General features: G+C 63.0%; 23 protein-coding genes. 5 read left to right on the top strand and 18 right to left on the bottom strand.

Annotated elements, in window-relative coordinates:
* Positions 1 to 33: 33 nt before the first annotated feature.
* Positions 34 to 705, bottom strand: a complete 672-nt coding sequence (locus EO094_RS04860) for a class II aldolase/adducin family protein (protein WP_128291134.1) — start codon at positions 703 to 705, stop codon at positions 34 to 36.
* Between the two features lie 141 nt (positions 706 to 846).
* Here EO094_RS04860 and mtnA point away from each other — a divergent pair, with 141 nt between their 5' ends.
* Together mtnA and EO094_RS04850 are read left to right on the top strand one after the other, a co-directional pair.
* Positions 847 to 1,953 carry an S-methyl-5-thioribose-1-phosphate isomerase gene (gene mtnA, locus EO094_RS04855; RefSeq protein ID WP_128291133.1) on the top strand — a complete coding sequence of 369 codons (1,107 nt, stop codon included), beginning with the start codon at positions 847 to 849 and terminating at the stop codon, positions 1,951 to 1,953.
* 148 nt (positions 1,954 to 2,101) lie between these two features.
* Entirely contained in the window at positions 2,102 to 2,635 is a 534-nt protein-coding gene (locus tag EO094_RS04850) for a GNAT family N-acetyltransferase (RefSeq protein ID WP_128291132.1), read from the top strand.
* A gap of 25 nt (positions 2,636 to 2,660) precedes the next feature.
* Here the strand turns inward: EO094_RS04850 and mtnK are convergent, their stop codons facing one another.
* From mtnK to ccoN, 11 genes are all read right to left on the bottom strand, one after another.
* Entirely contained in the window at positions 2,661 to 3,956 is a 1,296-nt protein-coding gene (mtnK, locus tag EO094_RS04845) for an S-methyl-5-thioribose kinase (protein WP_128291131.1), read from the bottom strand.
* 92 nt (positions 3,957 to 4,048) lie between these two features.
* Complete coding sequence (locus EO094_RS04840; RefSeq protein ID WP_128291130.1) at positions 4,049 to 4,741, bottom strand: glutathione S-transferase N-terminal domain-containing protein; 693 nt, start codon at positions 4,739 to 4,741, stop codon at positions 4,049 to 4,051.
* Positions 4,742 to 4,877: 136 nt separating this feature from the next.
* Entirely contained in the window at positions 4,878 to 5,309 is a 432-nt protein-coding gene (locus tag EO094_RS04835) for a hypothetical protein (RefSeq protein ID WP_128291129.1), read from the bottom strand.
* Positions 5,302 to 5,502 carry a cbb3-type cytochrome oxidase assembly protein CcoS gene (ccoS, locus tag EO094_RS04830; RefSeq protein WP_128291128.1) on the bottom strand — a complete coding sequence of 67 codons (201 nt, stop codon included), beginning with the start codon at positions 5,500 to 5,502 and terminating at the stop codon, positions 5,302 to 5,304. The genes EO094_RS04835 and ccoS overlap by 8 nt, the downstream gene beginning before the upstream one ends.
* Positions 5,499 to 7,805 (bottom strand): heavy metal translocating P-type ATPase, encoded by a 2,307-nt coding sequence (locus EO094_RS04825; RefSeq protein ID WP_128291127.1) that lies wholly within the window; start codon positions 7,803 to 7,805, stop codon positions 5,499 to 5,501. Before EO094_RS04825 ends, ccoS begins: the two co-directional genes overlap by 4 nt.
* Positions 7,802 to 8,299: a FixH family protein gene (locus EO094_RS04820; RefSeq protein WP_164879557.1), complete on the bottom strand. Its 498-nt coding sequence runs from the start codon at positions 8,297 to 8,299 to the stop codon at positions 7,802 to 7,804. The genes EO094_RS04825 and EO094_RS04820 overlap by 4 nt, the downstream gene beginning before the upstream one ends.
* 8 nt (positions 8,300 to 8,307) lie before the next feature.
* A complete protein-coding gene (gene ccoG / locus EO094_RS04815) occupies positions 8,308 to 9,840 on the bottom strand; it encodes a cytochrome c oxidase accessory protein CcoG (RefSeq protein ID WP_246008362.1) in 1,533 nt (510 codons plus the stop codon).
* Positions 9,841 to 10,196: 356 nt separating this feature from the next.
* On the bottom strand, positions 10,197 to 11,129 hold the full coding sequence (gene ccoP / locus EO094_RS04810; RefSeq protein ID WP_128291125.1) for a cytochrome-c oxidase, cbb3-type subunit III: 933 nt from the start codon (positions 11,127 to 11,129) through the stop codon (positions 10,197 to 10,199).
* Between the two features lie 2 nt (positions 11,130 to 11,131).
* On the bottom strand, positions 11,132 to 11,338 hold the full coding sequence (locus tag EO094_RS18660) for a cbb3-type cytochrome c oxidase subunit 3 (protein ID WP_128291124.1): 207 nt from the start codon (positions 11,336 to 11,338) through the stop codon (positions 11,132 to 11,134).
* Positions 11,339 to 11,342: 4 nt separating this feature from the next.
* Entirely contained in the window at positions 11,343 to 12,074 is a 732-nt protein-coding gene (gene ccoO, locus EO094_RS04800) for a cytochrome-c oxidase, cbb3-type subunit II (RefSeq protein ID WP_128291825.1), read from the bottom strand.
* Positions 12,075 to 12,111: 37 nt separating this feature from the next.
* Positions 12,112 to 13,713, bottom strand: coding sequence for a cytochrome-c oxidase, cbb3-type subunit I (gene ccoN / locus EO094_RS04795; protein ID WP_128291824.1), 1,602 nt, complete (start codon positions 13,711 to 13,713; stop codon positions 12,112 to 12,114).
* 175 nt (positions 13,714 to 13,888) lie between these two features.
* Here ccoN and EO094_RS04790 point away from each other — a divergent pair, with 175 nt between their 5' ends.
* Positions 13,889 to 14,545 carry a hemerythrin domain-containing protein gene (locus EO094_RS04790; protein WP_128291123.1) on the top strand — a complete coding sequence of 219 codons (657 nt, stop codon included), beginning with the start codon at positions 13,889 to 13,891 and terminating at the stop codon, positions 14,543 to 14,545.
* A 154-nt stretch (positions 14,546 to 14,699) separates the two neighbouring features.
* Here EO094_RS04790 and EO094_RS04785 read toward each other — a convergent pair whose 3' ends face one another.
* A complete protein-coding gene (locus tag EO094_RS04785) occupies positions 14,700 to 15,437 on the bottom strand; it encodes a Crp/Fnr family transcriptional regulator (protein ID WP_128291122.1) in 738 nt (245 codons plus the stop codon).
* A 172-nt stretch (positions 15,438 to 15,609) separates the two neighbouring features.
* On the opposite strand from EO094_RS04785, the gene EO094_RS04780 reads away from it, so the two are divergent.
* Positions 15,610 to 16,419, top strand: a complete 810-nt coding sequence (locus EO094_RS04780; RefSeq protein ID WP_128291121.1) for a universal stress protein — start codon at positions 15,610 to 15,612, stop codon at positions 16,417 to 16,419.
* Between the two features lie 165 nt (positions 16,420 to 16,584).
* Here EO094_RS04780 and EO094_RS18530 read toward each other — a convergent pair whose 3' ends face one another.
* From EO094_RS18530 to EO094_RS04760, 4 genes are all read right to left on the bottom strand, one after another.
* Positions 16,585 to 16,797, bottom strand: coding sequence for a hypothetical protein (locus tag EO094_RS18530; RefSeq protein WP_205649821.1), 213 nt, complete (start codon positions 16,795 to 16,797; stop codon positions 16,585 to 16,587).
* Between the two features lie 98 nt (positions 16,798 to 16,895).
* Positions 16,896 to 18,050: an osmoprotectant NAGGN system M42 family peptidase gene (locus tag EO094_RS04770; protein WP_128291823.1), complete on the bottom strand. Its 1,155-nt coding sequence runs from the start codon at positions 18,048 to 18,050 to the stop codon at positions 16,896 to 16,898.
* Complete coding sequence (gene ngg / locus EO094_RS04765) at positions 18,050 to 19,840, bottom strand: N-acetylglutaminylglutamine synthetase (protein WP_128291120.1); 1,791 nt, start codon at positions 19,838 to 19,840, stop codon at positions 18,050 to 18,052. Before ngg ends, EO094_RS04770 begins: the two co-directional genes overlap by 1 nt.
* A 12-nt stretch (positions 19,841 to 19,852) precedes the next feature.
* Positions 19,853 to 21,628 (bottom strand): N-acetylglutaminylglutamine amidotransferase, encoded by a 1,776-nt coding sequence (locus EO094_RS04760; protein ID WP_128291119.1) that lies wholly within the window; start codon positions 21,626 to 21,628, stop codon positions 19,853 to 19,855.
* Between the two features lie 525 nt (positions 21,629 to 22,153).
* Between EO094_RS04760 and EO094_RS04755 the strand changes: the two genes are divergently transcribed.
* Positions 22,154 to 23,308 (top strand): PQQ-dependent sugar dehydrogenase, encoded by a 1,155-nt coding sequence (locus EO094_RS04755; protein ID WP_128291118.1) that lies wholly within the window; start codon positions 22,154 to 22,156, stop codon positions 23,306 to 23,308.
* Between the two features lie 69 nt (positions 23,309 to 23,377).
* Here EO094_RS04755 and EO094_RS04750 read toward each other — a convergent pair whose 3' ends face one another.
* Positions 23,378 to 23,770, bottom strand: coding sequence for a response regulator (locus tag EO094_RS04750; protein ID WP_128291117.1), 393 nt, complete (start codon positions 23,768 to 23,770; stop codon positions 23,378 to 23,380).
* Between the last annotated feature and the right edge of the window lie 27 nt (positions 23,771 to 23,797).

Below are 23,797 nucleotides of genomic sequence, written 5' to 3'. Positions count from 1 at the left end.
CCGGTTCCGTGAGTAAAATACACGCGCGGCGTCTTACGCGTCGCGCGCCTGCTCCACGGCAAGTCCGTAGCCGGACATGAGCTCGCCGGCTTCGGCAATCTCGTGTTCAGACAAAAGCACAGGGCCACCGATCAGAAGCGCCTGGTAATAGTGGCGGGCGAGCGCTTCGAGCTCGACGGCAAGCCACATCGCCCGCTCCAGATCGGCGCCGATGGCGATCATGCCGTGATTGGCGAGAAGGCAGCCTTTTCGCCCCTGAAGGGCTTCAAGCGCGACCTCGGACAATTCCTTGGAGCCGAATTTGCGATAGGGGGCGCAGCGGATCTCGGCTCCGCCGAACGCCGTCACCATGTAATGGCAGGCGGGGATCTCGCGCCGCGCGATCGCGAGCGTCGTCGCATAGGGCGCATGCGTGTGGACGGTGGCGCCGATCTCCGGCCGCGCCTTGGCGATGTCGAGATGGAAGCGCCATTCGCTCGACGGCTTGTTCGGCCCCTCATAGGCGCCGTATTCGCCATTGAGCGGCAGGGCCGCGATCATCTCCGGCTCCAGCTCGTCATAGGGAATGCCGCTCGGCGTGATCAGAAGCCGGTCTTTGTAGCGCGCGGAGATATTGCCCGCCGTGCCCTGATTGAGGCCGCTTGAATTCATCTCGCGACAGGCGGCAATGATCGCCTTCCTCAGCGCTTTCTCTGTCTTGCTCATGGCACTTCCTCCTGCCTCGGCGCTATCACGAAGCGGCACGTTCCGCCATGCGGCGCGCCGAGATGCACCTGGCCTTCGCGTCTCATTGACAGGCCGGCGCGGCGCTCCGACCATGTTCGGTGTATTCTGCAGGAGGACGAGATGCAGGTCGATGGCACGCCCTATCGCACCATCTGGCTGGGTGACGACGGTGAGACCGTCGAGATCATCGACCAGACGAAGCTGCCGCATCGTTTCGAGATCGCACGCCTTGAGACGATGGAGGACGCGGCAACCGCCATCAAGGACATGCTGGTGCGCGGTGCGCCCCTGATCGGCGCCACCGCCGCTTACGGCATGGCGCTCGCGGCCCGCAGCGATCCCTCCAACCATGCACTCTCCGCCGCCTACGACCAGCTTCACGCCACCCGCCCGACGGCCATCAATCTCCGCTGGGCGCTCGACGAGATGATGCAGGCTCTGTCACCGCTATCGCCGAGCGAGCGACCGGCGCGCGCCTATGAGCGTGCGGCCGAAATCGCCGACGAGGATGTGGAGATCAACCGCGGCATCGGTCGGGCCGGGCTTCCCATCATCGAGGCGATCTGCGCCAGCAAGCGACCGGGCGAGACGGTCAACATCCTCACCCATTGCAATGCCGGCTGGCTCGCGACCGTCGATTGGGGCACCGCGACGGCGCCGATCTACATGGCGCATGAGGCGGGTATTCCCGTCCATGTCTGGGTCGACGAGACGCGGCCCCGCAACCAGGGCGCCTCACTGACCGCCTGGGAGCTTGGCCATCACGGCGTGCCGCATACGGTGATTGCCGACAACACCGGCGGCCATCTCATGCAGCATGGGCTGGTCGACATGGTGATCGTCGGCACCGACCGCACCACGGCTTCCGGCGATGTCTGCAACAAGATCGGCACCTATTTGAAGGCGCTCGCCGCCCGCGACAATGCCGTACCGTTTTATGTCGGCCTGCCCTCGCCCACGATCGATTTCCGCGTCCATGACGGCGTCAAAGAAATCCCGATCGAAGAACGCTCCGGCGACGAAGTGGCGAAAATCACCGGCCGCACTTCATCCGGAGAGATCGAAACCGTCACAATCGTGCCGGACGGCTCACCGGTCGCCAATTACGCCTTCGACGTGACACCCGCCCGCCTCGTCACCGGCCTCGTGACCGAACGCGGCGTCATCGAGCCGACACCCGAAGCAATCGCCGCAGCGTTCCCCGAAAGGGTGCGGGTGGCGGCTTGAGCGGCGATACCGGGTTCACTGTTGGCATCGCGAAAGGCAGTGAGGCTCAGCGACGCTATTAAACGGCGAGAGCCGCAAGATCGTTGGTGTGGAACCGGGCGCATGGTCCGCGCAGCCGCAAAAATGATCGAAGGCTCAAGGAAAAGCTATGGCAGGATCGGCTCTGCATCTGCACCGGGTTCATCCCGACAACATGGGGGACGCGGAGGCCGTGTTTGAGGAACTTGGCACCTACTCGACGCACGTCGACGGCTGTCCCCGGAGACCCGAAGCAGCCTACGACTTTGCCACGGAACTGCCACCCGGCCGCGATGCTCGACACAAACACGCATTCGTCGCGTATCGAGACGACCTGCCCATCGGCCTGCTGGATATCGTCGAGGGGTACCCCGCTCCGAGCATCGCCTTCATAGGCCTCCTTGCCGTGAAAGAGAGACTTCACGGTAAAGGCATCGGCCGGCAGCTCTACACAGAAGCGGAACGGCTCGCGCGCCAGACACTTCGAGCACGGACCATCCGCCTGGCAGTGGTTGAGGCCAACCCCGTCATGGGCTTCTGGCGGAAAATGGGCTTTGAGCCGACTGGCGAGGTGAAGCCCTACTTAGGCCAAAACGTTCGGTCGCGAGTCATCCTTCTCGAAAAGCCGCTCCTGGCGCCCGACGAGGAACGTTTGCAGGGATAGTCAAAGATTTCCCAGCTTTCTTCCCCTACCCGCCGAGTTTCGGCTCCCAGCCGTTGAGCCGCTCAGCCTGGCCGCAGACCGCCTCGATCGAGGTGTAGGCGGTGGTGTTCACCATCATGTCGCGGGCGAGCCGCAGGCAGCGAGCCTCGGCGGTGGCACGCACCTTTTCGTCCCCGATCTTTTCCAAATCGATGTTGTGGGCGAGCCCCAGAATGCGGCGGATCATCTTGGCGGCGGCAAAGCCGAGCGTGTCGGCGAAAAGCCGGTCGAGATAGGCCTCACGCTCCGCCGCGAGACGCGTCTTCCCCGCCTCGGAGGCGAACAGCGGCGCCGGATAGGCGTCGCCCGTGCCGTTCTCCTCCCAGAGTTTTTTGAACTTGGCGCGAAAGCCGTTCCAGAACTCAGTCGTCGCCTGAAGCACCCAGGCACGATAAGTGTCGCGACCGCCCGGCTCGCTCTCGTGACCCACCTGCGAGAAATAGGCGATCAGAAGGTTCGCGATCACCGCGCCGGTATCGAAGCCCATCGGCCCCATGAAGGCGAATTCCGGATCGATGACGCGCGTCTCCTCCGGCGTCAGCATGACGGACCCGGTGTGGAGATCGCCATGCAGCATCGCCTCCGCATCGCACATGAACTTGAGCTTCAGGCGGGAGACCGCGACCTTGAGGTCGCCGTCGTCGCGGATCGCGGCAGCGAGCGGATCGAGATAGGGCGCCGTCCAGCGGTTCCGCTCCGCCACCATATAGGGCTCTGTAAAAATGAGGTCCTCGGTAATCTTGCAGAGCTCGGTGTTGCCGGCGAAGGCACCGACCATCGCCTTCTTCTCCGCCGCCTTGAGCGCGAGGTCGGAGGTGAAGAAGAGCGTATTGGCGGCGAAAGTGGAGAGATCGTCGGCGAATTTCGGATAGACCGTCCCGGCGATCATGCCGTGCCGCATGATGATGTGCGGCTCCAGAAGCTCCATGGCGATGAGCGCCAGCGTCTCGTCGTAATGGTAGATCTCCGGAATGAGGCCCGGCGCATGCTGCGCTTCGTGGCTCAGCGCCATATGTTCAAAATGCGCCCGCTCCAGCGGCAGCGGCCAGCCTTCGCCCACGAGGCGGAGATAGGGCAGCGCCTGTTTGACCGCGACACCCATCACCGGCCCGCGCACCTTGAAGACGAGATTGAGATTGCCGTCTCCGACCTCCTCGATCGTCCACGCGGCGGGATCGCCGCCGAGCCGGTCACGCACGGCGGAAATCTCGGCGAGATAGCCGCGCAGGCTTTCCGGATCATGGGCGCGGTAGCCCGGCGGGACTTGCAAGGGTGCGGTCATCTCATCCTCCCCGCCCCCGCGTGCCGGGGGCTCGACCTCATGTCAGGAGATGCAACGCCCTTGCGGCTCGTCCCGCAAGACCGCGCGTTGCCTCAGGCGGCGAAGCGTGCGCCGCGCGCCAGACCATCATGGAGATCGAGGCAGCGGCCGAACCAGTCGGCGACGGCATCGTCGGGGTCGATCGGCAGCCCGCCATGGATGACGGCAAGCCACATCAGGGTTCCAAAGGGAATGTAATCGACAAATCCCGGCTCATCGCCAGCAAGCCATGGATGGAATTCCAGCGTCCGGCGGAGCGGCGCCAGCGCCTTATCGAGTTCGGGGCTGACGAGCCCGACATCCTGCTGCGCTTCTTCGAGAGGCAGGCCGAGACGGCTCTCCCGGCTCTCGCGGAAATACTCTTGATCGGCATCGTCGAGCTGATCGTGGATAGCCTTCACGATCATGCGCAGGATCGGCGGATGCAGCGTCGCGAACGTGGCGCTCTCCATGAAACGCGCGGCCGCGATCCCGTCCGCGGCGGCAAAGAGCGGCGCCCGGTCCGGATAGGCATGTTCCAGATGCACTGCGATGTCGAAGGAATCGCGCACCCTGACACCATGGTCGTCGAGCACAGGCACCGTGCGCACCACGTCGGGCTCGATCGCCGCGACGCCGAGAAACGGCGTCGGCACGGTCTCGAATTCGAGACCCTTATGGGCGAGTGCCATTTTGGCGCGCCAGCAATACGGGCTGAAGCGCAGATTGCGGTCTCGCCCGCACAAATCGAAAAGCCTTCGCGTCATTGTTCCCCCTCGAAAACCGGCGCGTTGGGAAGCCGGCGAAGGTTAACGTCGTTCCGATTTTCTAGGAAGCCGGACGCAACGCCGCGAGGAGGCCGCGAGACGCGACGGGTAACTTCGAGGCGTTGCTTCGAAGGCGTTATTGCGACGGCGTGAAGGAGATCACCGCAAAGCATATGGAGAGAAGAGCGGCCAGCCAGACGATCGAGACATAGCGCTCGATGATCCGCCGACCTTCGACCGTGATGCCGCGCATGCCGCCGGCGGTGACCCGCTGGGCGATATGGGCACCGGTCAAAACAACGACGAAGAGGATCTTCACATAGAACCAGGCGCTCACCTCCCTCTCCGTCATGCCGTAATGGCTCCACAGAAGCAGGACGCCGGTCAGCCAGACGAAGGCGAGAACCATGGTGGTGAAATTGCCGAGCGTGCGTCGGGCGAGCGCCAGAGCTCGCCCGCCTTCGCCCTCACGGCCGGCGCTGGCGCGCAGCATAACGTAATGCGAGACGGCCATGCCGGTGACCATCGCGATCATGATCAGATGCGCCATGCGCAGAATTTCATACATGTTGGGCTGCGTCCTCTTCCTCGCGCGCCTCGTTTCGGCGCTTCCCATCCGCAGGCTCGTCATCGAGGAGAATGCGGGCGGCGGCACCGTCGAGGTCGTCGTATTGTCCGCTCTTTAGAGACCATAGAAACGCGGCAAGGCCAAGCGCGCCCAAAAACAACGCCGCCGGAATGAGAATGACGAGGATGGTCACGCCGCTGCTTCCCGGCCGGTATCGGCGAGCGCATTGCGCGGCTGCGGCTTTGCGGTCGTCCGCTTGCCGGCACCGAGAGACAGGCGAAGCGCATTCGCCGTCACCAGGATTGAGGAGCTCGACATGGCAACCGCGGCGATGAGCGGGGTCGCAAAACCGGCGAGCGCCACCGGCACGGCGATCGCGTTGTAGGCGAGCGCGATCGCGAAATTCTCCAGGATGACACGCCTTGCCCGGCGTGCAACGACGATGCCTTCCGCGACCGGTGCCAGCGCACCGGACGAGAGGACGAAATCGGCCGCGACCTGCGAAATGTCGGAACCGGTCGCGGGCGAAATCGAAGCCGCCGCGGCGGCGAGCGCCGGCGCATCATTGATGCCGTCGCCGACCATCAGGACATGCCGACCCTCTCTCTGCAACCGCTCCACTTCGGCGACCTTGTCGGCGGGCGTCACCCCGCCTTTCCATTCGGCGATGCCGAGACCGCGAGCGGCCGCTGCGACCGCCTCCGGCCGATCGCCCGACAGAAGATGCACGCCGAACCCCATCTCCTTGAGCCGAGCGACGAGCGGCGCCGCATCGGGCCGCAACCGATCGACGAAACGGAAAGCCTTGGGAGAGGCGCCCGGGATCTCGAGCCAGATTTCCGAAAATGCCCCGCCGCTCTCGGCCGGGTCTGCCTCGGCAACCCATTCCCGCCGTCCGAGGCGCACGCGGCGGCCTTCGAAGCGCGCTTCCATGCCCGCCCCGGGCTCTTCGCGCACATCCTCCACGGAGAGAGGCGAAACCCCACGGTCTTGAGCCGCCGAGGCAAGAGCCTTGGCGAGCGGATGGCGGCTCTTGCTGGCGAGCGACGCGGCCAGCGCCCAGCTCCTGCCGTCCACCTCCGGCTCCTCGGCAAGACGGGGATCCCCGCCGGTCAAGGTGCCGGTCTTGTCGAAAACGACCGTATCGACGCCGGCAAGGCGTTCGAGGGCCGCGCCGTCCTTGACGATGATGCCTTCCTTCAAGAGCCGCCCGCTCGCCACGATCTGTGTCGCAGGCACCGCAAGGCCGAGCGCACAAGGACAGGTGATGATGAGAACGGCGATGGCGATCATCAAGGAATCGTGCCAGCCGATGCCGACGAGCAACCAGCCGACGAAGGCGAGAGCCGCCAGGATATGGACGGCGGGCGCATAGATGCGGGCAGCACGGTCGGCGAGACCGACAAAGCGGCCCCGGCCCGCTTCCGCGCCTTCCATCAGACGGATGATGTCGGCGAGGAGACTGTCCCCCGCCCCCTTCTCCACCTTGAGACGGATCGGCCCTGTGACATTGAGCGTGCCGGCAAAGACGGCACTGCCGTCCCGAACCGCCTCGGGCAAGGGTTCGCCCGTCAACGGCGATTTGTCGATGTCGCTCCAGCCCGAAATGACCGTCCCGTCGAGCGGCACACGCTCCCCGGCCGCCACTTCGACGACATCTCCAGGTTTCACCGTCCCCGCGCGCACGAGGCTGATACGGCCATCATCGGTAACGAGCCGCGCGCTGTCGGCCGACAGCGACAAGAGCCGCGTCGCGGCGGCACGCGCCACCCCACGCATGCGGAAATCGAGCACCCGCCCGATCAGCAGAAAGAAGAGGAGCGTGATCGAGGCATCGAACCAGGCATGCGGGGCACCGATGATCGTCTCGTGCAGGCTCATCAAGGCAGCCAGCACGACGGCAAGCGAGATCGGCACATCCATATTCAGGCTGCGGGCCGAAAGCGCACGCGCCGCGGAGCGGAAGAAAGGCCGCCCGGCATAAGCGATCGCCGGCAGCGCGATCATCGCCGAAATCCAGTGGAAGAGGTTTCGCGTCGCTTCGTCGGCTCCAGACCAGACGGAAACCGACAAGAGCATGACATTACCGGCGGCAAATCCGGCCACGGCAAGCGAGCGCAACAGCTCCGCTCCCGCCTCCTCGTCGGCAGCATTGCTGAAGACGGCCGGATCGACGGGCCTTGCCGCATAGCCAACGCCGCGGACGGCCGCGATCAGCTCTTCGGCTTCTGCCGTCTGCGGATCGAAACCGACGACCGCCTTGTGCGCCGTCAGATTGGCGCGCGCCCGCGACACACCCGCGACCGAGAGAAGGGCCCGCTCCACCTTCGCGAGGCAGCCGGCACAATGCATGCCCGGCACGATCAGCGTCAGTTCGGTCGCACCGTCCTTCGCTTCGCGCAGGAAGGCCGGATCGACGTGATCATCAACAGGGTCGGGTTGCGACCGGGCAAGCTCGATCGCGGCAAGCGAGGCGCCTTCCCCGCAGCAGCTCATGAGGCTGGTCCGCTGTTGACGATCACCGGCTCGGTCGTGCGAAAGACCAGATCCTCGCCGGAGCGGACCTTGAGCTCCACCATCCAGCGTCCCGGCCCCAACGGCTCATCGGCGCGGTAGCCGTCGGCGACCTGCTGCAACGTCACCAGACGATCCTCGTTCCAGTCCGACGCACGCCCGATGATGGCGGAGACATCGAGACCCGTGATCGCTGACCCGCTCTTGTCGCGCAGATCGACAGTCAGAATACCGTCGGTCGTGTCGAACTTCGCGTCCCAGCCGCGCGCATCCTGCGCCCGGCTCGCCGCCAGCCATTTGTTGTAATTCTGGCTCGCGACGTAGGAGTTCTCGACGATGAGCCCCGGGAAGGTCGATGTCGCAAAGAAGGCCATCGTGAAATTCACGATGATGATGGTGCCGAAAAACAGCGAGATGATGCCGAAGAAATGCCAGCCGTTGAGGGGATTTTCCTCGCTTGGCCAGAAAGCACTCATCACCCGTCTCATCGCGTCGGCCCGTGGAATTGCGCATCAGCCGAAGAAGTCTGACCCGTCTCGGGATCGGTGACAACGAAATCGAAATCCTGAGACCCTCGGGCCCCTTCCGGCATCACCACAAACACCCTGAGATCGCGTACGCGATCCGGCTGCACCTCGACGATCAGGTTCCGGCTCTTTTCCTCTTCCGCACCAGCGTACCACATCTCCGCCCCAGGCAGCCCGTCGAGCGTCACCGAGAACGTCTTGAGTTCCGGCAGCATGTTGAGGAGCTTCACCGTATAGGTGTTGCGCACCGACCCGTCGGAGAGCGTAACGAAGAGCGGATTGCGCTCATGCAGGACGTTGATATCGAGACGGTCGCGCATGGCGAGCGTAACGAGCATGGCAACGCCGATGAGCGACCATAGCGTGAAGTAGATGACCGTACGCGGACGTACGATGTGGGACACGGAAAAGCGGCGCTGCTCTTCCTTCGCCACTTCGCGGCCCTTGCTCACCGCGGCAGCGGCATGGACCTGATAATCCTGCAACGTGGAATAGGAAATCAGCCCGCGCGGCTTGTTCACCTTGTCCATGATGTTGTTGCAGGCATCGATGCACAAAGCGCAGGTGATGCATTCGAGCTGCTGGCCGTCGCGAATGTCGATGCCCATGGGGCAGACCGCGACGCAGGCGTTGCAATCGACGCAATCGCCGGTGTCCAGCCCCTGCTGCTCGCTCTTCTTGCGGTGGCGCGAGCGCGGCTCGCCACGCCAGTCGTTGTAGGTGACGATGAGCGAATCTTCATCGAGCATGGCGCCCTGAATGCGCGGCCACGGGCACATATAGGTGCACACCTGCTCGCGCATGAAGCCGGCGAAGACATAGGTCGTAAAAGTCAGGACCGCGATCGTCACATAGGCGGCAGGAGGCGCCTTCAGCGTCACGAGATCGACGGCGAGCCCCGGAGCGTCCGCGAAATAGAAAACCCACGCACCGCCGGTCGCGATCGCGATGAGGAGCCAGATCGCATGCACGGTGGCGATCTTGCGGATCTTGGCGAAACCCCAAGGCGCCTTGTCGAGACGCATCTGGGCGTTTCGGTCGCCGATGATCCGTCGTTCGACCGCCATATAGAGGTCGGTCCACACCGTCTGCGGACAGGTGTAGCCGCACCAGGCCCGGCCGACGACCGACGTGATCAGGAAGAGGCCGAGGCCCGCCATGATGAGCAGACCGGCGACATAGTAGAATTCCTGCGGCCAGATCTCGATCGAGAAGAAATAGAAGCGGCGACTGGCAAGGTCGACGAGCACCGCCTGGTCGGGTGCATTCGGCCCCCGGTCCCAGCGAATCCATGGCGTCACCCAGTAGATGCCCAGGGTGACGAACATGATCAGCCATTTCAGCCGCCGGAAAGCACCGGAGACTTTCTGAGGAAAAATCTTGAGACGCGCCGCATAAAGCGACCGTTCGTTGCGGCTATTGACCGGATCGGCCTCGACCTGGTCGACAACCCCGCCCCCCGCGTAGGTGTCCTGATTCATCTTGGCCATTTAGATTCCATTGCTGCCGCGACAGCATGCGCCGTGGATAGCTTGGAAACGGTCTAATCCGTTTGACCCAAGTCAATCCAGGTTTCCGGCTCGGACTGAGCGCATTCGCCGCATGCGACAATAAAAAGCTGAGATGCCAAAGCGCCAGGCAACGCAGCCATGCGCACGTTCCGGCCGGTTCAACCCAGCAGATCGTGATTACGACAAGACCTGGATGCCAGAAAGTCGCGCCTTCGTCGACGACGAATAGACCGGCAATCCGTCCCATCGAACCGATCATATCAGGGAAACGGGATATAAAGAAACGGGCAGCCGCCGGCCGCCCGTTTTAAAACCTCAGATCGGAGAGACGCGCCTCAGTTCGCGGCGGTCGCATCCGCGTTCTGACCACCACCCAGCGACCAGACATAAAGCGCCAGCTGCTTGATGGTGACTTCACTGAGGCGCCCCGACCAGGCTGGCATAACGCCGTGCTTGGGGTTGTTCACCTGCGATTCGATCTGCTCGAGATCCGGGCTGTAGAGCCACACCTGGTCGTTGAGCGCGGGCGCTCCCAGCATGTGCTGGCCCTGCCCGTTCTCACCATGGCACACCGCGCAATTGTCGGCGAAGACCTGTGCGCCCTCTTCGGCGAGAGCCCCGTCATGTTCGAGGCCGGACAGCGAGCGGACGTAATTCGCCACCTGCTCGATCTGGCTTGAATCCAGGAGACCATCACGACCGAAGGCCGGCATCTCGGAGATCCGCGTCTCATCGTCCTGTTCGTAGCGGACACCGTGCTGGAGCGTGGTGTGGATATCTTCGAGCGTTCCACCCCATATCCAGGCATCGTCATTGAGGTTCGGATAGCCATAGCCGCCTTCGGCACCAGAGCCGTGGCACTGCACGCAATTGACCTTGAACGCCGATTCACCTCCCCGGAAGGCAACCTGCATCAACTCGTCGTTGGTGCGGATTTCTTCCAGCGGCGTGTCGCGGATCTGGTTCATCACCGCCTGGCGGCTTTCCTCCACGGCGGTAAGCTCACGCGCTATCGCTGAGCGCGAATGCCAGCCGAGAACTCCATCGGTGCCGCTTTTGATCAGCGGGATCGCCGGATAGAGCACGACATAGACGAGAGCGAAGATCGTGCAGCCGTAGAAAATGTACAGCCACCACTGCGGCAGGGGATTGTTGAGCTCCTTGATCCCGTCCCATTCATGACCGGTCGTTTCCGTCCCGGTGACCTTGTCGATCTCGACGCCATGGCCTCGCGGCTCGTTCGAAGCGCCATCTTTCTTGGTGGCCATCATTACTCTCCACGTCCAGGAGTCTGGTCACGCGGTGGCTGCTCTTGAGCCGGCCGCTCGTCATGTTTGAAGGGAATATCGCCTTGGGCGCGGTAAGATGCACGGGCGCCCGGACGATAGACCCACAGAACCGCCGCAGCGAAGACCAGGAGCATGAAGAGAAGCCCCCATTTGTCCGCGAAGTGGCGCAGGGTATCGTAGGTGCTCATCGCCTCACCTGAGATTGTCTTCGGCGAGCGGCTCGTAGGTGGTGAAGTCCACCAGCGTGCCGAGCATTTGAAGATAGGCCACCAGAGCGTCCATCTCCGTGATCTCTGACGGATTGCCGTCGAAGTCGCGCACGTTCACCTTCGGGTAGCGCTCTTCCAGCCCGCTCGGATCGCCGTTGGGATCGACCTGCGCCCGCAGATCCGCCTGCGCATTGGCGATCATGTCCTCAGAATAGGGCACGCCGACAACCGCGTTCACTTTGAGATGCTCGGCGATGTCGTCGGCCTTGAGCGGCGTTTTCTTGAGGAAGCTGTAGGTGGGCATGATCGATTCCGGCACCACGGAACGCGGATCGGTCAAATGCTCCACGTGCCACGCATCGGAATAACGCCCGCCGACGCGCGCCAGATCAGGCCCCGTCCGCTTCGACCCCCATTGGAAGGGGTGGTCGTACATCGATTCCGCCGCAAGCGAGTAATGGCCGTAACGCTCGACTTCGTCGCGCATCGGACGGATCATCTGCGAGTGGCACAGATAGCACCCCTCGCGGATGTAGATGTTGCGGCCAGCAAGCTCCAGCGGCGTATAGGGCCGCATACCTTCGACCTTCTCGATCGTGTTCTGCACGTAAAACAGAGGCACGATTTCGACGAGGCCGCCGATCGCGACGACGATGAAGGAGAGCACGAAGAGAACGGTGATGTTCCGTTCCACCCTGTCATGGTTGCGCAGGATGAATTTCGTAAACGGGTCGAGCACGTTGTGTCTCCTATCACTCGGCCGGTTCGACGGCAGCGCCGATCGGGGTCTCCTGACGGAGATCACCACGGATCGTCTTGTAGATGTTGAACGCCATGATCAGCCCGCCGGCGAGGTAAAGCGTGCCGCCGAGAGCGCGGATGATGTAGTAGGGATGCATGGCCGCAACGGTTTCCACGAAGGAGTAAACGAGGAAGCCTTCCTGGTTGTACTCACGCCACATCAGCCCCTGCATGATGCCCGAGACCCACATGGAGGCGGCGTAGAGAACGATGCCGATCGTGGCGAGCCAGAAGTGCCAGGACACGAGCCGCACTGAGTAGAGCCGCGGGCGGAACCAGAGCTTCGGCACCAGGAAGTAGATCGCGCCGAAGGAGATCATGCCAACCCAGCCGAGCGCACCGGAATGCACGTGGCCGATAGTCCAGTCGGTGTAGTGCGACAACGAGTTGACCGCCTTGATGGACATCATCGGGCCCTCGAAGGTCGACATGCCGTAAAACGCGACGGCGATCACCATCATGCGGATGATCGGATCGGTCCGGAGCTTGTCCCAGGCACCCGAGAGCGTCATCAGGCCGTTGATCATGCCGCCCCACGACGGCATCCACAGCATCACCGAGAACACCATGCCGAGCGTCTGCGCCCAGTCGGGCAGCGCGGTGTAGTGCAGATGGTGCGGGCCGGCCCAGATGTAGAGGAAGATCAGCGACCAGAAATGGACGATGGAAAGCCGGTAGGAATAGACCGGCCTCTCGGCCTGCTTCGGAATGAAATAATACATCATGCCGAGGAAGCCGGCGGTGAGGAAGAAGCCGACCGCGTTATGGCCGTACCACCACTGCGTCAGGGCATCCTGGACGCCGGAGAAGGCCGAGTAGCTCTTCGAACCGAGGAAGGAGACCGGCACGGCGAGGTTGTTGATGACGTGCAGCATCGCGATCGTCACGATGAACGCCAGATAGAACCAGTTCGCCACGTAGATGTGGGGTTCTTTGCGCTTGGCGATGGTGCCGACGAAGACGACGAGATAGGCGACCCAGACGATCGTCAGCCACAGGTCGATGTACCATTCCGGCTCGGCATATTCCTTCGACTGCGTGACACCGAGGAGATAGCCGGTGGCGGCAAGCACGATGAAAAGCTGATAGCCCCAGAAGACGAACCACGGCAGACCTCCGCCGAAGAGGCGGGCACCGGTCGTCCTCTGCACGACGTAGAACGAGGTGCAGATGAGCGCATTGCCGCCGAAGGCGAAAATCACTGCCGATGTGTGCAGCGGCCGCAAACGCGCGAAGTTGAAATAAGGCTCAAGATTAAGATGGGGAAAGGCGAGCTGGAACGCGATCAACACGCCGACCATGAAGCCGACGACGCCCCAACCCACTGTCGCCACGGCGCCATAGCGAATCACGTCGTCCATGTAGCCGTCCGGACGCTCGCGCAGCGGGATGTTCTTCCCAGAAACATCCATGGTGCGCAGCCGCCAGATGGCAGCGCCAAGAGCGATCAAGGCAACCAGTCCCATATGGACCGCGAACTGCATGTCATGAGCCTTCACAGAGGCTATGACGGCAACCAGCGCGATCAGGAACAAGATGCCGGCTTGTGCCATCCCCATGGCCATCTCCTATAAACTTGCCAAGTGCGCCCAAGCGACGCGCTAGAAGGCTTCCAAAGTAGCTATCGACTTTAGGGGAAACTGATCCTTGATTCAGATCAAGTTGGAAAGGGGGGAGTTCCGGCACACTTAGTAAATCAAGGGGAACGATTGGGAAGGATTTCCCAAGATGCGGCCGCAGAGACGCCATCTTGAGGCGCTGCTCGCCTGCGCGGCGGACGCGCCCACGGCAGAAATAATTCGGGAAGACCCCTTCCAGCTGATCGCTTACGAGCATGCCCTCCAGGAGCGTCTGTGCGATCTTCTGGAAGCAATCGCCGATGCCCTCCCCCGAGACGTCATCCAGGAGACGGCGCGCGCTGCGGCTTTGACGCTGCGCTTCTACTTCCCCGCCCATATCCGGCTGGAAAACGACATCCTGTTTCCGGCTCTCGCCGCGCCCTGCCGCGCCGACCGCGGCATCCGGGAGGCGGTTGCCCTCGCCCGCTCCGAACATGACGCCGACGAACAGGCAGCGCTGGAACTGGCCGACGCTTTGGATGCCCATGACGAGGAAGGCGGCTACCGCGAAGCCGAGGCTCTCGGCTATCTCCTGCGTGCGTTCTTCGAATCGCAGCGCCGGCATATCGCCTGGGAGGAGACGGTGGTTTTCCCCATGGCCCGCACCTGCTTCTCGCCATCGGCACGGGCGGATCTCGGAGCAGCGCTCCTGCGCCACCGCATGCGCTGCGACAGCCAGCCTCTCGCCATCCTATTGGCAAGCGAAGTCAGGATCGTCGGAAGACATTCTCTTCGCAAGGACGGGCGTCAGGCACAGGCTGGCTGACGCCCGGTTCATTCCACCCAAACGCATCCCGCCCGAACGAAGATTATGCGCTCAAAAGGGCCAGAAAAGCCGCGCCCGGATACCGCGTTGACAGGCACTTTTTGAAACGTCCCTGTGCAGTTTTTAGCAAGTAGCGGGCGGACCAAGCCTGAGCTTAGTCGCCCGTTTCAGCTGTCAGGAGCTCCATATCCGGGACACGGATGCGCCGGTTCTGCTCCACGCGGATCACGTCGGAGCCCTTCAACTTGGTCAATTGCCGGCTCACGGTTTCAATGGTGAGCCCGAGGAAGTCGGCGATTTCGGCGCGCGTCAGCGGCAGTTCGAAGCCGGTACCACCTTCCTCGCTGTCATCGGCATGCGGAGAATGGCGCGCAATCATCAGAAGGAACGTCGCAACCCGCTCACGCGCCGTCTTGCGGCCGAGCGTGAGGAGAAGATCGCGCGCATCATCGAGTTCATCGAGCGCCTGAAGGTAGAGCTTATGCTCCAGCTCCGGTGATTCGCTGATCATCCGCTCCAGAAGCTGCCGCGGGAAGGTGCACAGAACCGTGCTGGTCACCGCTTCGGCCTTGAGCGAACTCTCCGGCGAGAACGGGCGGCCGACGAAATCTGGCGCAAACTGAAGACCGACGATCTGCTGCCGTCCATCCGGCAGCATTTTTGACAGTTTCACGACACCCGCGAGCACATTGGAATAGTTGGATGTCGGCTGCTCGGCATCGAGTAGGGTCTTTCCCGGCTCGACCACCTGCCTGTGAGCGCGGCGGGTCAGCTCCGACAGCTGCGATGCGTTGAGCGCGCCGCAGATCCCCCTGTTTCGAGCCTTGCATGCCCGGCAAAGATCGGGCACGGGATCCGTCTCAAGGGGGGCGATTGGCACCAGCTTCATCATACCGCAGTCTTAGCGATGAAAACGCCTCAATTCCAGGGGGGCTTGATCCTGATCAACGCGGCAATTCGGCGCTAGGTTCTATAATAGACTGTTGGTTAAACCCTGCCCCTGCCTTCCTCCACGCGTTTGAAAGGAAAGAGCCGTGAGCAGCCGTTATCCTCTCGGAACGATTATGATCCACCTTCCGACGGTGGATGTCATCCCGCGCCTCATGAATGTCGCGGTGCCGATTGCGCGCGATCATTCTGCTCACATCGTCGGCCTGCATTTGATCCCGCGCATTCCGCCGGACGTCGTCGACCCGCTCGGCGGAGAATGGTTGTCCATGCAGATGGAGCGCGACAATCAGCTGGCGGAAGAGATCGGAGCGGCCTTCAATCGCGCAGCCGCGGCGGAAACGATCGCGAATTCCTGGCTTCAGCTCGATGCGCGCGACGTCAACGCGACGCAGCTCGCCTGCCGCACCTGCCGCAATGCAGATCTCGTGGTGACGGCGCAGGCGGCCGAAGAGCTCCCCTCCTACTACCGTCCGGAGGATCTGGTGCTCGGGGCCGGTCGGCCCGTCCTGGTGGTCCCCACCTCGGGCGAGTACACCGATGTCGGCCATACGGTCCTCATCGCCTGGAACGGCAGCCGCGAGGCGGCCCGTGCGGCTTTCGACGCCCTTCCGCTCATCCAGAAGGGTGCCAAGGTGTACATCCTCTGTGTCGAGGCCGGCCACAATGAGCCGGGCAAGGGATTGGTGCCGGGCGATGCGCTTGCACGCACGCTGTCGCGCCACGGTCTCGACGTCGAGAACATGACGGCACGGCCGGACCGCACCTCGGTCGGCGGAGAAATCCTGAACCGCGCGACCGACCTCGGCGCGGATCTGATCATCATGGGCTGCTACGGCCATTCGCGTCTGCGCGAGACCGTCTTCGGCGGCGCCACGCAATCGATCATCGACCAGATGACGGTTCCGATTTTGATGTCGCACTGAATATCTACGAGGTTGAGGGCGCGCCCCGCTTGTGCGGGGCGTCTGAGGAGCGGGCAGCCGGCACAAGAACCGGCGCCCGCCTTTTCAATCGCCTTTAGGACGCCGCTTCAAAATGCAGCGTCCTCACCCCCGGCCAAGCTCCGCGCCAAGCGATAAAAGCCGGTCTTAATGATCGCAGCCGCAACCGCCCTCGCCCGCCCCATGCGCGTGCTTATGGCCGTGGCCGCCACAGCCGCACGAGCCGTGCTTGTGGTCCCCGTGCTCCTTGTGCTTGCCGTGGCCTTTGCCGCCACAGCCGCAGCCTTCATGCTCACCGGCAGCCTGGTCCTGGCAGCAGCGATCCGCTGCAGCCTCCGCTTCATGAGATTTCTTTGTCATGTCGCATCCCTTCCTAAAGAACGCGATATCGCGCCTTCACAGGGAAGCGGGTCAAGCGCCACGGGACGATCGACGAAGCCGCCTACCGGCGCAAAGTGTCACAGCACGACAGGTTCGTCCTTCGCCTCCTCGGCCGCCTCGTCCTCGGTCGGCTGGGTGGTAAAGCCCTGGAGGCTGCCGAGCTCTTTGCTGTCGCGCTGGATCTCGACGGGGCTCGTCACATAGGCGGTGATGAGTTCTGCGAGAGACCGCAACGCATGCATGTGGATGCGCTCGTAGCCGTGGCTCGCATCGACGCCGAAGGTGATGAGCGCCGTACGCACATCGGCGCCCGATTCGATCGCAGAGGCCGAATCGGAGCGGTAATGGCGGAAAACGTCCTTCTGGTAGCGGATGTCGTTTTCCAGGCAGAGACGCGCGAGCTTGCGCGTCAGATGGTAGTCGAACGGGCCGGTCTGGTCGGCCATGGCGACAGTGACGCCGAATTCCGAAGAGTTCTGGCCGGGAGCCGTCGTGCCGTTGTCGACCGCCACCATCGAGGCGACGTCGTGGGAGAGGATGGCAGAGGCGCCCACGCCTACCTCTTCGGCGATGGTCAAGAGGAAGTGGATGTCGACCGGCGTGATCGCATCTTCCTTCACCATCGCTTCGAGTGCCGCAAACATGACTGCAACGCCCGCCTTGTTGTCGAGATGGCGCGAAACGATGAAGCCGTTTTCGACGAATTCGGGTTGCGGATCGATCGCCACCATATCGCCGACCTCCACACCGAGTTTTTCAAGCGACGGCTTGTCGGTCGCCGGCGCGTCGATGCGAAGCTCCACGTAATCCCAACCGACCGGCAGGGTGTCGACCTCATCGGCGAAGGTATGCCCCGAGGCTTTCAGCGGCAAAATCGTGCCGCGATAGGAACCGTGATCGGTAAAAATCGTCGCCCGCGCCCCTTCCGCAAACCGCGCCGACCAATGGCCAACGGGCACGAGTTCCAGACGACCGTTCTCCTTGAGCCCCTTCACCTGGGCGCCGAGCGTATCGAGATGGGCGACGATGGCGCGGGCCGCCTTGCGGCGGGAGCCCTGATAGATGGCACGAATGGCGCCCCGGCGCGTGATCTCGTAGCCGACGCCGAGCCTCTCCAGCTCCGCACAGCAATCGCGCACGATCGTGTCGGTGTATCCGGTCGGGCTCGGCGTCGCTAAAAGCCGCGCCAGCCAATCGGCCAGGTAGTCCGTATCGATCGCGAGCCGCGTCATCATCCCTTCCTTTCCTGCGCCATTCTGACGGAGGCGGGCATCGAGAGCGGAAACAGAAGATCGACGAAGCGCTGCGCGGTCGGCTGCGGTTCGTGATTGGCAAGGCCCGGTCGCTCATTCGCCTCGATGAAGACATATTCCGGCAGATGCGGCGCCGTCACCATCAGATCGATGCCGACCACAGGAATGTCGATGGCACGGGCGGCCGAAATCGCGGCCTCGACGAGCGTCGGATGCACGGCCGCCGTGACGTCGTGAATGGTGCCTCCGGTGTGCAGATTGGCGGATTTCCGCACCTGCAGCGTCTCGCCCTCCGGCAGGACGGAATCGAGAGAAAAGCCATTGCGGGCGATGCAGCGTTCCGTCTCTCCGTCGAGCGGGATCTTCGATTCTCCGCCGGTCGCCGCTTCACGCCGTCGGCTCTGCTTGACGATCAGGTCGCGCACGCTGCTCTTGCCGTCGCCCACCACCTGCGCAGGAACGCGGATTGCTGCGGCGACGAGCCGGAAATTGATGACGATCAGCCGGAGATCGGTGCCGGAGAAGTAAGATTCCAGCACCACCCGGTCGGCGGATTTCTTTGCCTCTTCGATCGCGGCCTTGACGTCATCGAGCGTGTCGAGATCGACGGCGACGCCCCGCCCCTGTTCACCGCGCGCCGGCTTGACGACGACGCTCTTGTGCTCGGCGAGGAAAGCTTCGAGCTCCTTCTCCTCGCCGGCCTCCATCTGGGCTGGCACCTTCACCCCGGCTTTTTCCACGATACGACGAGTCGCCGACTTGTCATCGCAAAGCGACATGGAGACCGCGCTCGTGAGCTCTGACAGGCTCTCGCGACAACGCACGGACCGTCCGCCGGACGAGAGCCGGAAGAAGCCCGCCTGATCGTCGATCACCTCGACATCGATGCCCCGCCGCCGCGCTTCATCGACGATGATCCGGGCATAGGGGTTGAGGTTCTCGGCCGGGTCGGGGCCGGAAAAGAGCTTCTCGTTGATCGGGTTCTTGCGCTTCACCGCAAAGATCGGGATGCGCCGGAAGCCGAGCTTGTCGTAGAGATTGATCGCCTTGTCGTTGTCGTGCAGGACGGAGAGATCCATGAAGGCCGCCCCGCGTGCCTGATAATGCTCCGCGAGCCGGCGCACCATCGCCTCGCCGATGCCCGGGTAAGGCGCCTGCGGATCGACGGCGAGACACCAAAGCGAGGAGCCACGCTCGGGATCGTTGAAGGCCCGCTGGTGATCGACGCCGGTGACGGTGGCGATCACCTCGCCCGTCGCCTCGTCCTCCGCGACGAAATAGGTGAGCGCGCGGCTGTCTCGGTTCGACCAGAAAAACTCCGGGTTCACCTGCACCATGTTGCGGCTCGCATAGATACGGTTGACCGTCTCCGCATCGGCCAGAGAAGTCAGCCGCCGCACGAAAAAACCGGGCAGCTTGCGCCATTTCGCCCGGTAGGTGGTGAGATCGAGCCGGTACGTGTGCGAGGGATCGAGGAAGAGCTCGTTCGGAGCCGCCGCGAGCACGACATGCGGGTCGCGCACATAAAAGGCGATATCGCGCCGGTCGGGGCCCTCGGCCCCGAGCTTGTCGATCATCGCCTCACTCGTCTCGAATGTCTGCGTGAAGAGGATCCGCCCCCAGCCACAATCGATCACCGCATTGGGATGCGGCCGCTCGCTATCCTGCTCGAGATGCGGCCGCGTGCCCTGCTCGCGCATGCGCAACAGCCTGTGGCCAACGACATTGGCGCGTTTGCCCTGGCCCTTCTTGTCCGGTCGGCGTGACATGACAGCCCCCTGTTAAAGCTCGTGGTTCTGCAGCCAGAGCTCCAGGAGCCCCACCTGCCAGAGCTCCGACCCACGGAGCGGCGTGATATGGGCACTCGGATCATCGAAGAGCGCGTTGAGATAATCGCTGCGGAAAAGACCACGCTCACGGGCGGCTTGGCTCGTCAGCGTGTCGCGCACCATGTCGAGCGTATCGCCGGCGATATATTTGAGCGCCGGAACCGGGAAATAGCCCTTTTCGCGATCCACCACCTCTTTCGGCACGACCTCGCGTGCCACCGCCTTGAGGATGCCTTTGCCGCCATCGGCAAGCTTGTGCTCCGGCGGAATCCGCGCGGCGAGCTCGGCAAGCTCATGATCGAGGAAGGGGACGCGAGCCTCCAGCCCCCAAGCCATCGTCATGTTGTCGACCCGCTTCACCGGATCGTCGACGAGCATGATGGTGGAATCGAGCCGAAGCGCCTTGTCGACGGGATCTTCCGCCCCGGCCTTGTTGAAATGCGCCTCAACAAAGGCACGCGCCTCGTCCTTGGCAGCCATCCAATCGGGCGACAGATGCTGGCCGAGCTTGTCGTGGTCGCGGTCGAAGAAGACCTTGGCGTAATCGGCGGCCGGATTGTTCGAATGCGCGAGCGGCGGATACCAGTGATAGCCGCCAAAGATCTCGTCGGCGCCCTGTCCGGATTGCACCACCTTGATGTGCTTCGCGACCTCCCGCGACAGGAGATAGAAACCGATATTGTCGTAGGAGACCATCGGTTCCGACATCGCCGAAATCGCGCCCGGCAGCTCTTTCAACAGGTCGGAAGACGGCACGAAGAGCTTTTGATGGTCGGTGTTGAAATGCTTGGCGATGATGTCGGAATAGACGAATTCGTCGCCCTTCTCGCCGTGCGCCTCCTCAAAGCCGATCGAGAAGGTCATCAGATCCTTCTGCCCGGCCTCGGCGAGAAGCCCGACGATCAGCGAGGAATCGACGCCACCCGAAAGCAGCACGCCGACAGGCACGTCGGCGACCATGCGGCGGTCGACGGCCGTCCGCAGCGCATCGAGCACCATCTCCTGCCATTCGCCGAAGGAGCGCGTCACCTCTTCGCTGGAGCGTTCGTAGCGCGGATCCCAATAGACCTTCTCACGGCTCGTCCCGTCAGCCTCGATCACGCGGATCGTGGCGGGCGCGAGTTTCCGCACGCCCTTGAGGATGGTGTAGGGCGCGGGCACGACCGCATGGAACGACATGTAGAATTGCAGCGCCACGGGATCGATCGTTGTGTCGACACCACCCGCCTTGACGAGCGCCGGCAGCGACGAGGCGAAACGCAGCGTGCCGTTCGTCTCCGAAAGATAGAGCGGCTTGATGCCGAAACGGTCGCGCGCCAGCACCACCCGGCCGCTTTCGCGCTCATGAATGGCGAAGGCGAACATGCCGTGGAAGCGGTTGACGCAGTCCTCGCCCCAGGCATGCCAGGCCTTGAGGATCACTTCCGTGTCACCGGAGGAGAAGAACCGATAGCCCTTCGCCTGAAGCTCGGTGCGCAGCTCCTGGTAATTGTAGATGCAGCCGTTGAAGACGATCGACAGACCGAGATCGGAATCGACGAGTGGCTGTTCGGAGCGTGCCGACAGATCGATGATTTGGAGCCGGCGATGCCCGAGGCCGACACGGCCTCGAATGACGGCCCCGGAGGAATCGGGACCGCGGGCGGAGAGGACGTCGAGCATACGTCCGATCGCTGAAGGATCGGCCTGCGAGCCGGTGAAGCTCACTTCGCCGCAAATGCCGCACATGAAATTTTCTCTGCTGGTTGAGGAATAAGAATGAAACGTTGCCTCTGGTTTTAGAGAACCTGGCGCAAAGGTCAAAAACCCAGCGAGGAAGCCTCGCCCGACCGTCTTCCTTCAGGCGTCGATCCTCTTGTCGGATCGTCCGCCCAGAATGCCTTCCGATCATGTCGCAGGAGCGCTCGAAATTCACCCGAGCCGGTCGGAAATTCTTTTGTGTTCCACGGGGGATACGCCGGGCTCCAAAGCCCTCCGCGGCGAACGCGGGCGCTGCGGGCGCCGGGATGATGCGAGAGAGTGAGAGACGCCGACCAATCCGCGACGTCTTTGCGCATCGCGGCAGTTTTTCGAGAGACAGGCGCCCGCAAAATCGCGAAGCTCAGCGCTTCATCGCAAAGCGCAGCGCTTCTCTCTGAATTTTCAAGCGAACGTTATCCCGTCCTCGCCCCGCAACGGGAACTGAGTTTCCCACTGCCGATTGGTTCGCAGAGCCGGGTCTAAGCCCGCCGGCGCAGCTTTCGGAGGATCATCATGACCAGAGGCATGTTCTTGGGGACAGGCGGAATTCTCGCAGCGACGCTCCTCGCCAGCACCAGCCTTGCCCAGGAGGCGCTTTCGACGGAGGGACCGAACATTGCCGTAGAAACCGTGACGGAGAGCCTGTCCCATCCCTGGGGGCTCGCTTTCCTGCCCGATGGTTCGATGCTGGTGACAGAACGCTCCGGAAACCTGCGTCATGTCACGCCCGCCGGAGACGTATCGGAGCCGATTTCTGGCCTGCCCGAGGTCGACAATCGCAGCCAGGGCGGACTTCTCGACGTCACCCTCGATCCCGAATTTGAAGAGAACCGCCTCGTCTATTGGAGCTATGCGGAACCCGGTGACGGCGGCACGACCTCGACGGCCGTTGCCCGCGGCGAACTCTCCGACGACAGGACGGAGATGCAGAATGTCGAGGTGATCTTCTCGCAAGAGCCCAAAGTCGCAAGCTCCGCCCATTATGGCTCGCGCCTCGTCTTCGACCGCGAAGGCCATCTCTTCGTGACACTTGGAGAGCGCTTTTCGAGGGCGTTCCGCGGCCAGGCGCAGGAGCTCGATTCCGATCTCGGCAAGATCGTGCGCCTCAACCCGGACGGCTCGATTCCGGACGACAACCCTTATGTCGGCCGCGATGATGCGCGCCCGGAGATCTGGTCCTACGGGCATCGCAACGTCCAGGCGGCCGCGCTCAATCAGGAGACGGGCGAGCTTTGGGAGATCGAGCACGGCCCGAAGGGCGGCGACGAGCTCAACATTGCCCGCCCAGGCGAGAATTACGGCTGGCCCGTCATCTCCTATGGCGTCAATTACAACGGCACACCCGTCGGCTCCGGCAAGGCGCAGGCGGAAGGCATGGTCGATCCGCTTTATCAATGGACACCGGTGATAGCCCCCTCCGGCATGATCTTTTACGAGGGAGACATGTTTCCCGAATGGCAAGGGGACATTTTCGTCGGGGGCCTCGCCTCACAAGCCCTCGTTCGCCTGGAGCTGGACGGCGAGAAAGTGGCCCACGAGGAACGTCTCCTGCACGAACGTTCCCAACGCATCCGCGATGTCGCCGAAGGGCCGGATGGCGCGCTCTACCTCCTGACGGACGAAGCGAACGGAGCCATTTGGCGGGTACACGCAGGCAAGGCCAGGTGAAGAGAGTGGGGGAACCGCGAAGAAGCGCTAGCAGGTCTGCCCCTCAATGGCGCCTCAGCGAAGGATGCCTCAAGGAAGAAGTGCAGCGAGTGCGCAAACGAGCTGGCGCCCGATGATCGGCTTGTTCAGCACCGGCGCATCCGGAAAGCGAGGCGCCACGTCCTCGAGCTTGCCGTGCCCCGTGCAAAACAGGAAGGGCACGCCAGTTTGGGCGAGCCGTTCGGCCGCCGGATAAACCTCTTCACCGCGCAGATTGATATCGAGAACCGCCGCGGAGTGGGGAGGATCGTTGCTATTGGCAATGGCAAGCGCCTCCGCGAGCGTGGAAGCAAAGGTCACCTCGGCCCCGGCCTTCTCGAGCTCGTAGGCAAGGTCCATCGCAACCAAAGCTTCGTCTTCAACCAGTAGGATCTGACAATCGCGGAGAGGCGCCGCTTTCTCTCCTGCACAAATGGCGGGCATACGAGCTATTTCTCCTGCAAAAACGTC

Source organism: Afifella aestuarii (assembly GCF_004023665.1).
GTDB classification, from domain to species: Bacteria; Pseudomonadota; Alphaproteobacteria; order Rhizobiales; family Afifellaceae; genus Afifella; species Afifella aestuarii.
The sequence above is the reverse complement of the archived record's forward strand: the minus strand, read 5'-3'. Positions and strand labels throughout refer to the sequence as shown.

Excerpts from the sequence above, each read along its gene's own strand:
- EO094_RS04850 (WP_128291132.1), top strand. The coding sequence starts at position 2,102 with ATGGCAGGATCGGCTCTGCATCTGCACCGGGTTCATCCCGACAACATG.
- EO094_RS04750 (WP_128291117.1), bottom strand. The coding sequence starts at position 23,770 with ATGCCCGCCATTTGTGCAGGAGAGAAAGCGGCGCCTCTCCGCGATTGT.
- EO094_RS04755 (WP_128291118.1), top strand. The coding sequence starts at position 22,154 with ATGACCAGAGGCATGTTCTTGGGGACAGGCGGAATTCTCGCAGCGACG.
- EO094_RS04785 (WP_128291122.1), bottom strand. The coding sequence starts at position 15,437 with ATGATGAAGCTGGTGCCAATCGCCCCCCTTGAGACGGATCCCGTGCCC.
- EO094_RS04790 (WP_128291123.1), top strand. The coding sequence starts at position 13,889 with ATGCGGCCGCAGAGACGCCATCTTGAGGCGCTGCTCGCCTGCGCGGCG.
- EO094_RS04825 (WP_128291127.1), bottom strand. The coding sequence starts at position 7,805 with ATGAGCTGCTGCGGGGAAGGCGCCTCGCTTGCCGCGATCGAGCTTGCC.
- EO094_RS18660 (WP_128291124.1), bottom strand. The coding sequence starts at position 11,338 with ATGAGCACCTACGATACCCTGCGCCACTTCGCGGACAAATGGGGGCTT.
- EO094_RS04860 (WP_128291134.1), bottom strand. The coding sequence starts at position 705 with ATGAGCAAGACAGAGAAAGCGCTGAGGAAGGCGATCATTGCCGCCTGT.
- EO094_RS04840 (WP_128291130.1), bottom strand. The coding sequence starts at position 4,741 with ATGACGCGAAGGCTTTTCGATTTGTGCGGGCGAGACCGCAATCTGCGC.
- ngg (WP_128291120.1), bottom strand. The coding sequence starts at position 19,840 with ATGTCACGCCGACCGGACAAGAAGGGCCAGGGCAAACGCGCCAATGTC.
- EO094_RS04770 (WP_128291823.1), bottom strand. The coding sequence starts at position 18,050 with ATGACGCGGCTCGCGATCGATACGGACTACCTGGCCGATTGGCTGGCG.
- EO094_RS04760 (WP_128291119.1), bottom strand. The coding sequence starts at position 21,628 with ATGTGCGGCATTTGCGGCGAAGTGAGCTTCACCGGCTCGCAGGCCGAT.
- ccoG (WP_246008362.1), bottom strand. The coding sequence starts at position 9,840 with ATGGCCAAGATGAATCAGGACACCTACGCGGGGGGCGGGGTTGTCGAC.
- ccoN (WP_128291824.1), bottom strand. The coding sequence starts at position 13,713 with ATGGCACAAGCCGGCATCTTGTTCCTGATCGCGCTGGTTGCCGTCATA.
- mtnK (WP_128291131.1), bottom strand. The coding sequence starts at position 3,956 with ATGACCGCACCCTTGCAAGTCCCGCCGGGCTACCGCGCCCATGATCCG.
- mtnA (WP_128291133.1), top strand. The coding sequence starts at position 847 with ATGCAGGTCGATGGCACGCCCTATCGCACCATCTGGCTGGGTGACGAC.
- ccoP (WP_128291125.1), bottom strand. The coding sequence starts at position 11,129 with ATGGCCACCAAGAAAGATGGCGCTTCGAACGAGCCGCGAGGCCATGGC.
- EO094_RS04780 (WP_128291121.1), top strand. The coding sequence starts at position 15,610 with ATGATCCACCTTCCGACGGTGGATGTCATCCCGCGCCTCATGAATGTC.
- EO094_RS04820 (WP_164879557.1), bottom strand. The coding sequence starts at position 8,299 with ATGAGTGCTTTCTGGCCAAGCGAGGAAAATCCCCTCAACGGCTGGCAT.
- EO094_RS04835 (WP_128291129.1), bottom strand. The coding sequence starts at position 5,309 with ATGTATGAAATTCTGCGCATGGCGCATCTGATCATGATCGCGATGGTC.
- EO094_RS18530 (WP_205649821.1), bottom strand. The coding sequence starts at position 16,797 with ATGACAAAGAAATCTCATGAAGCGGAGGCTGCAGCGGATCGCTGCTGC.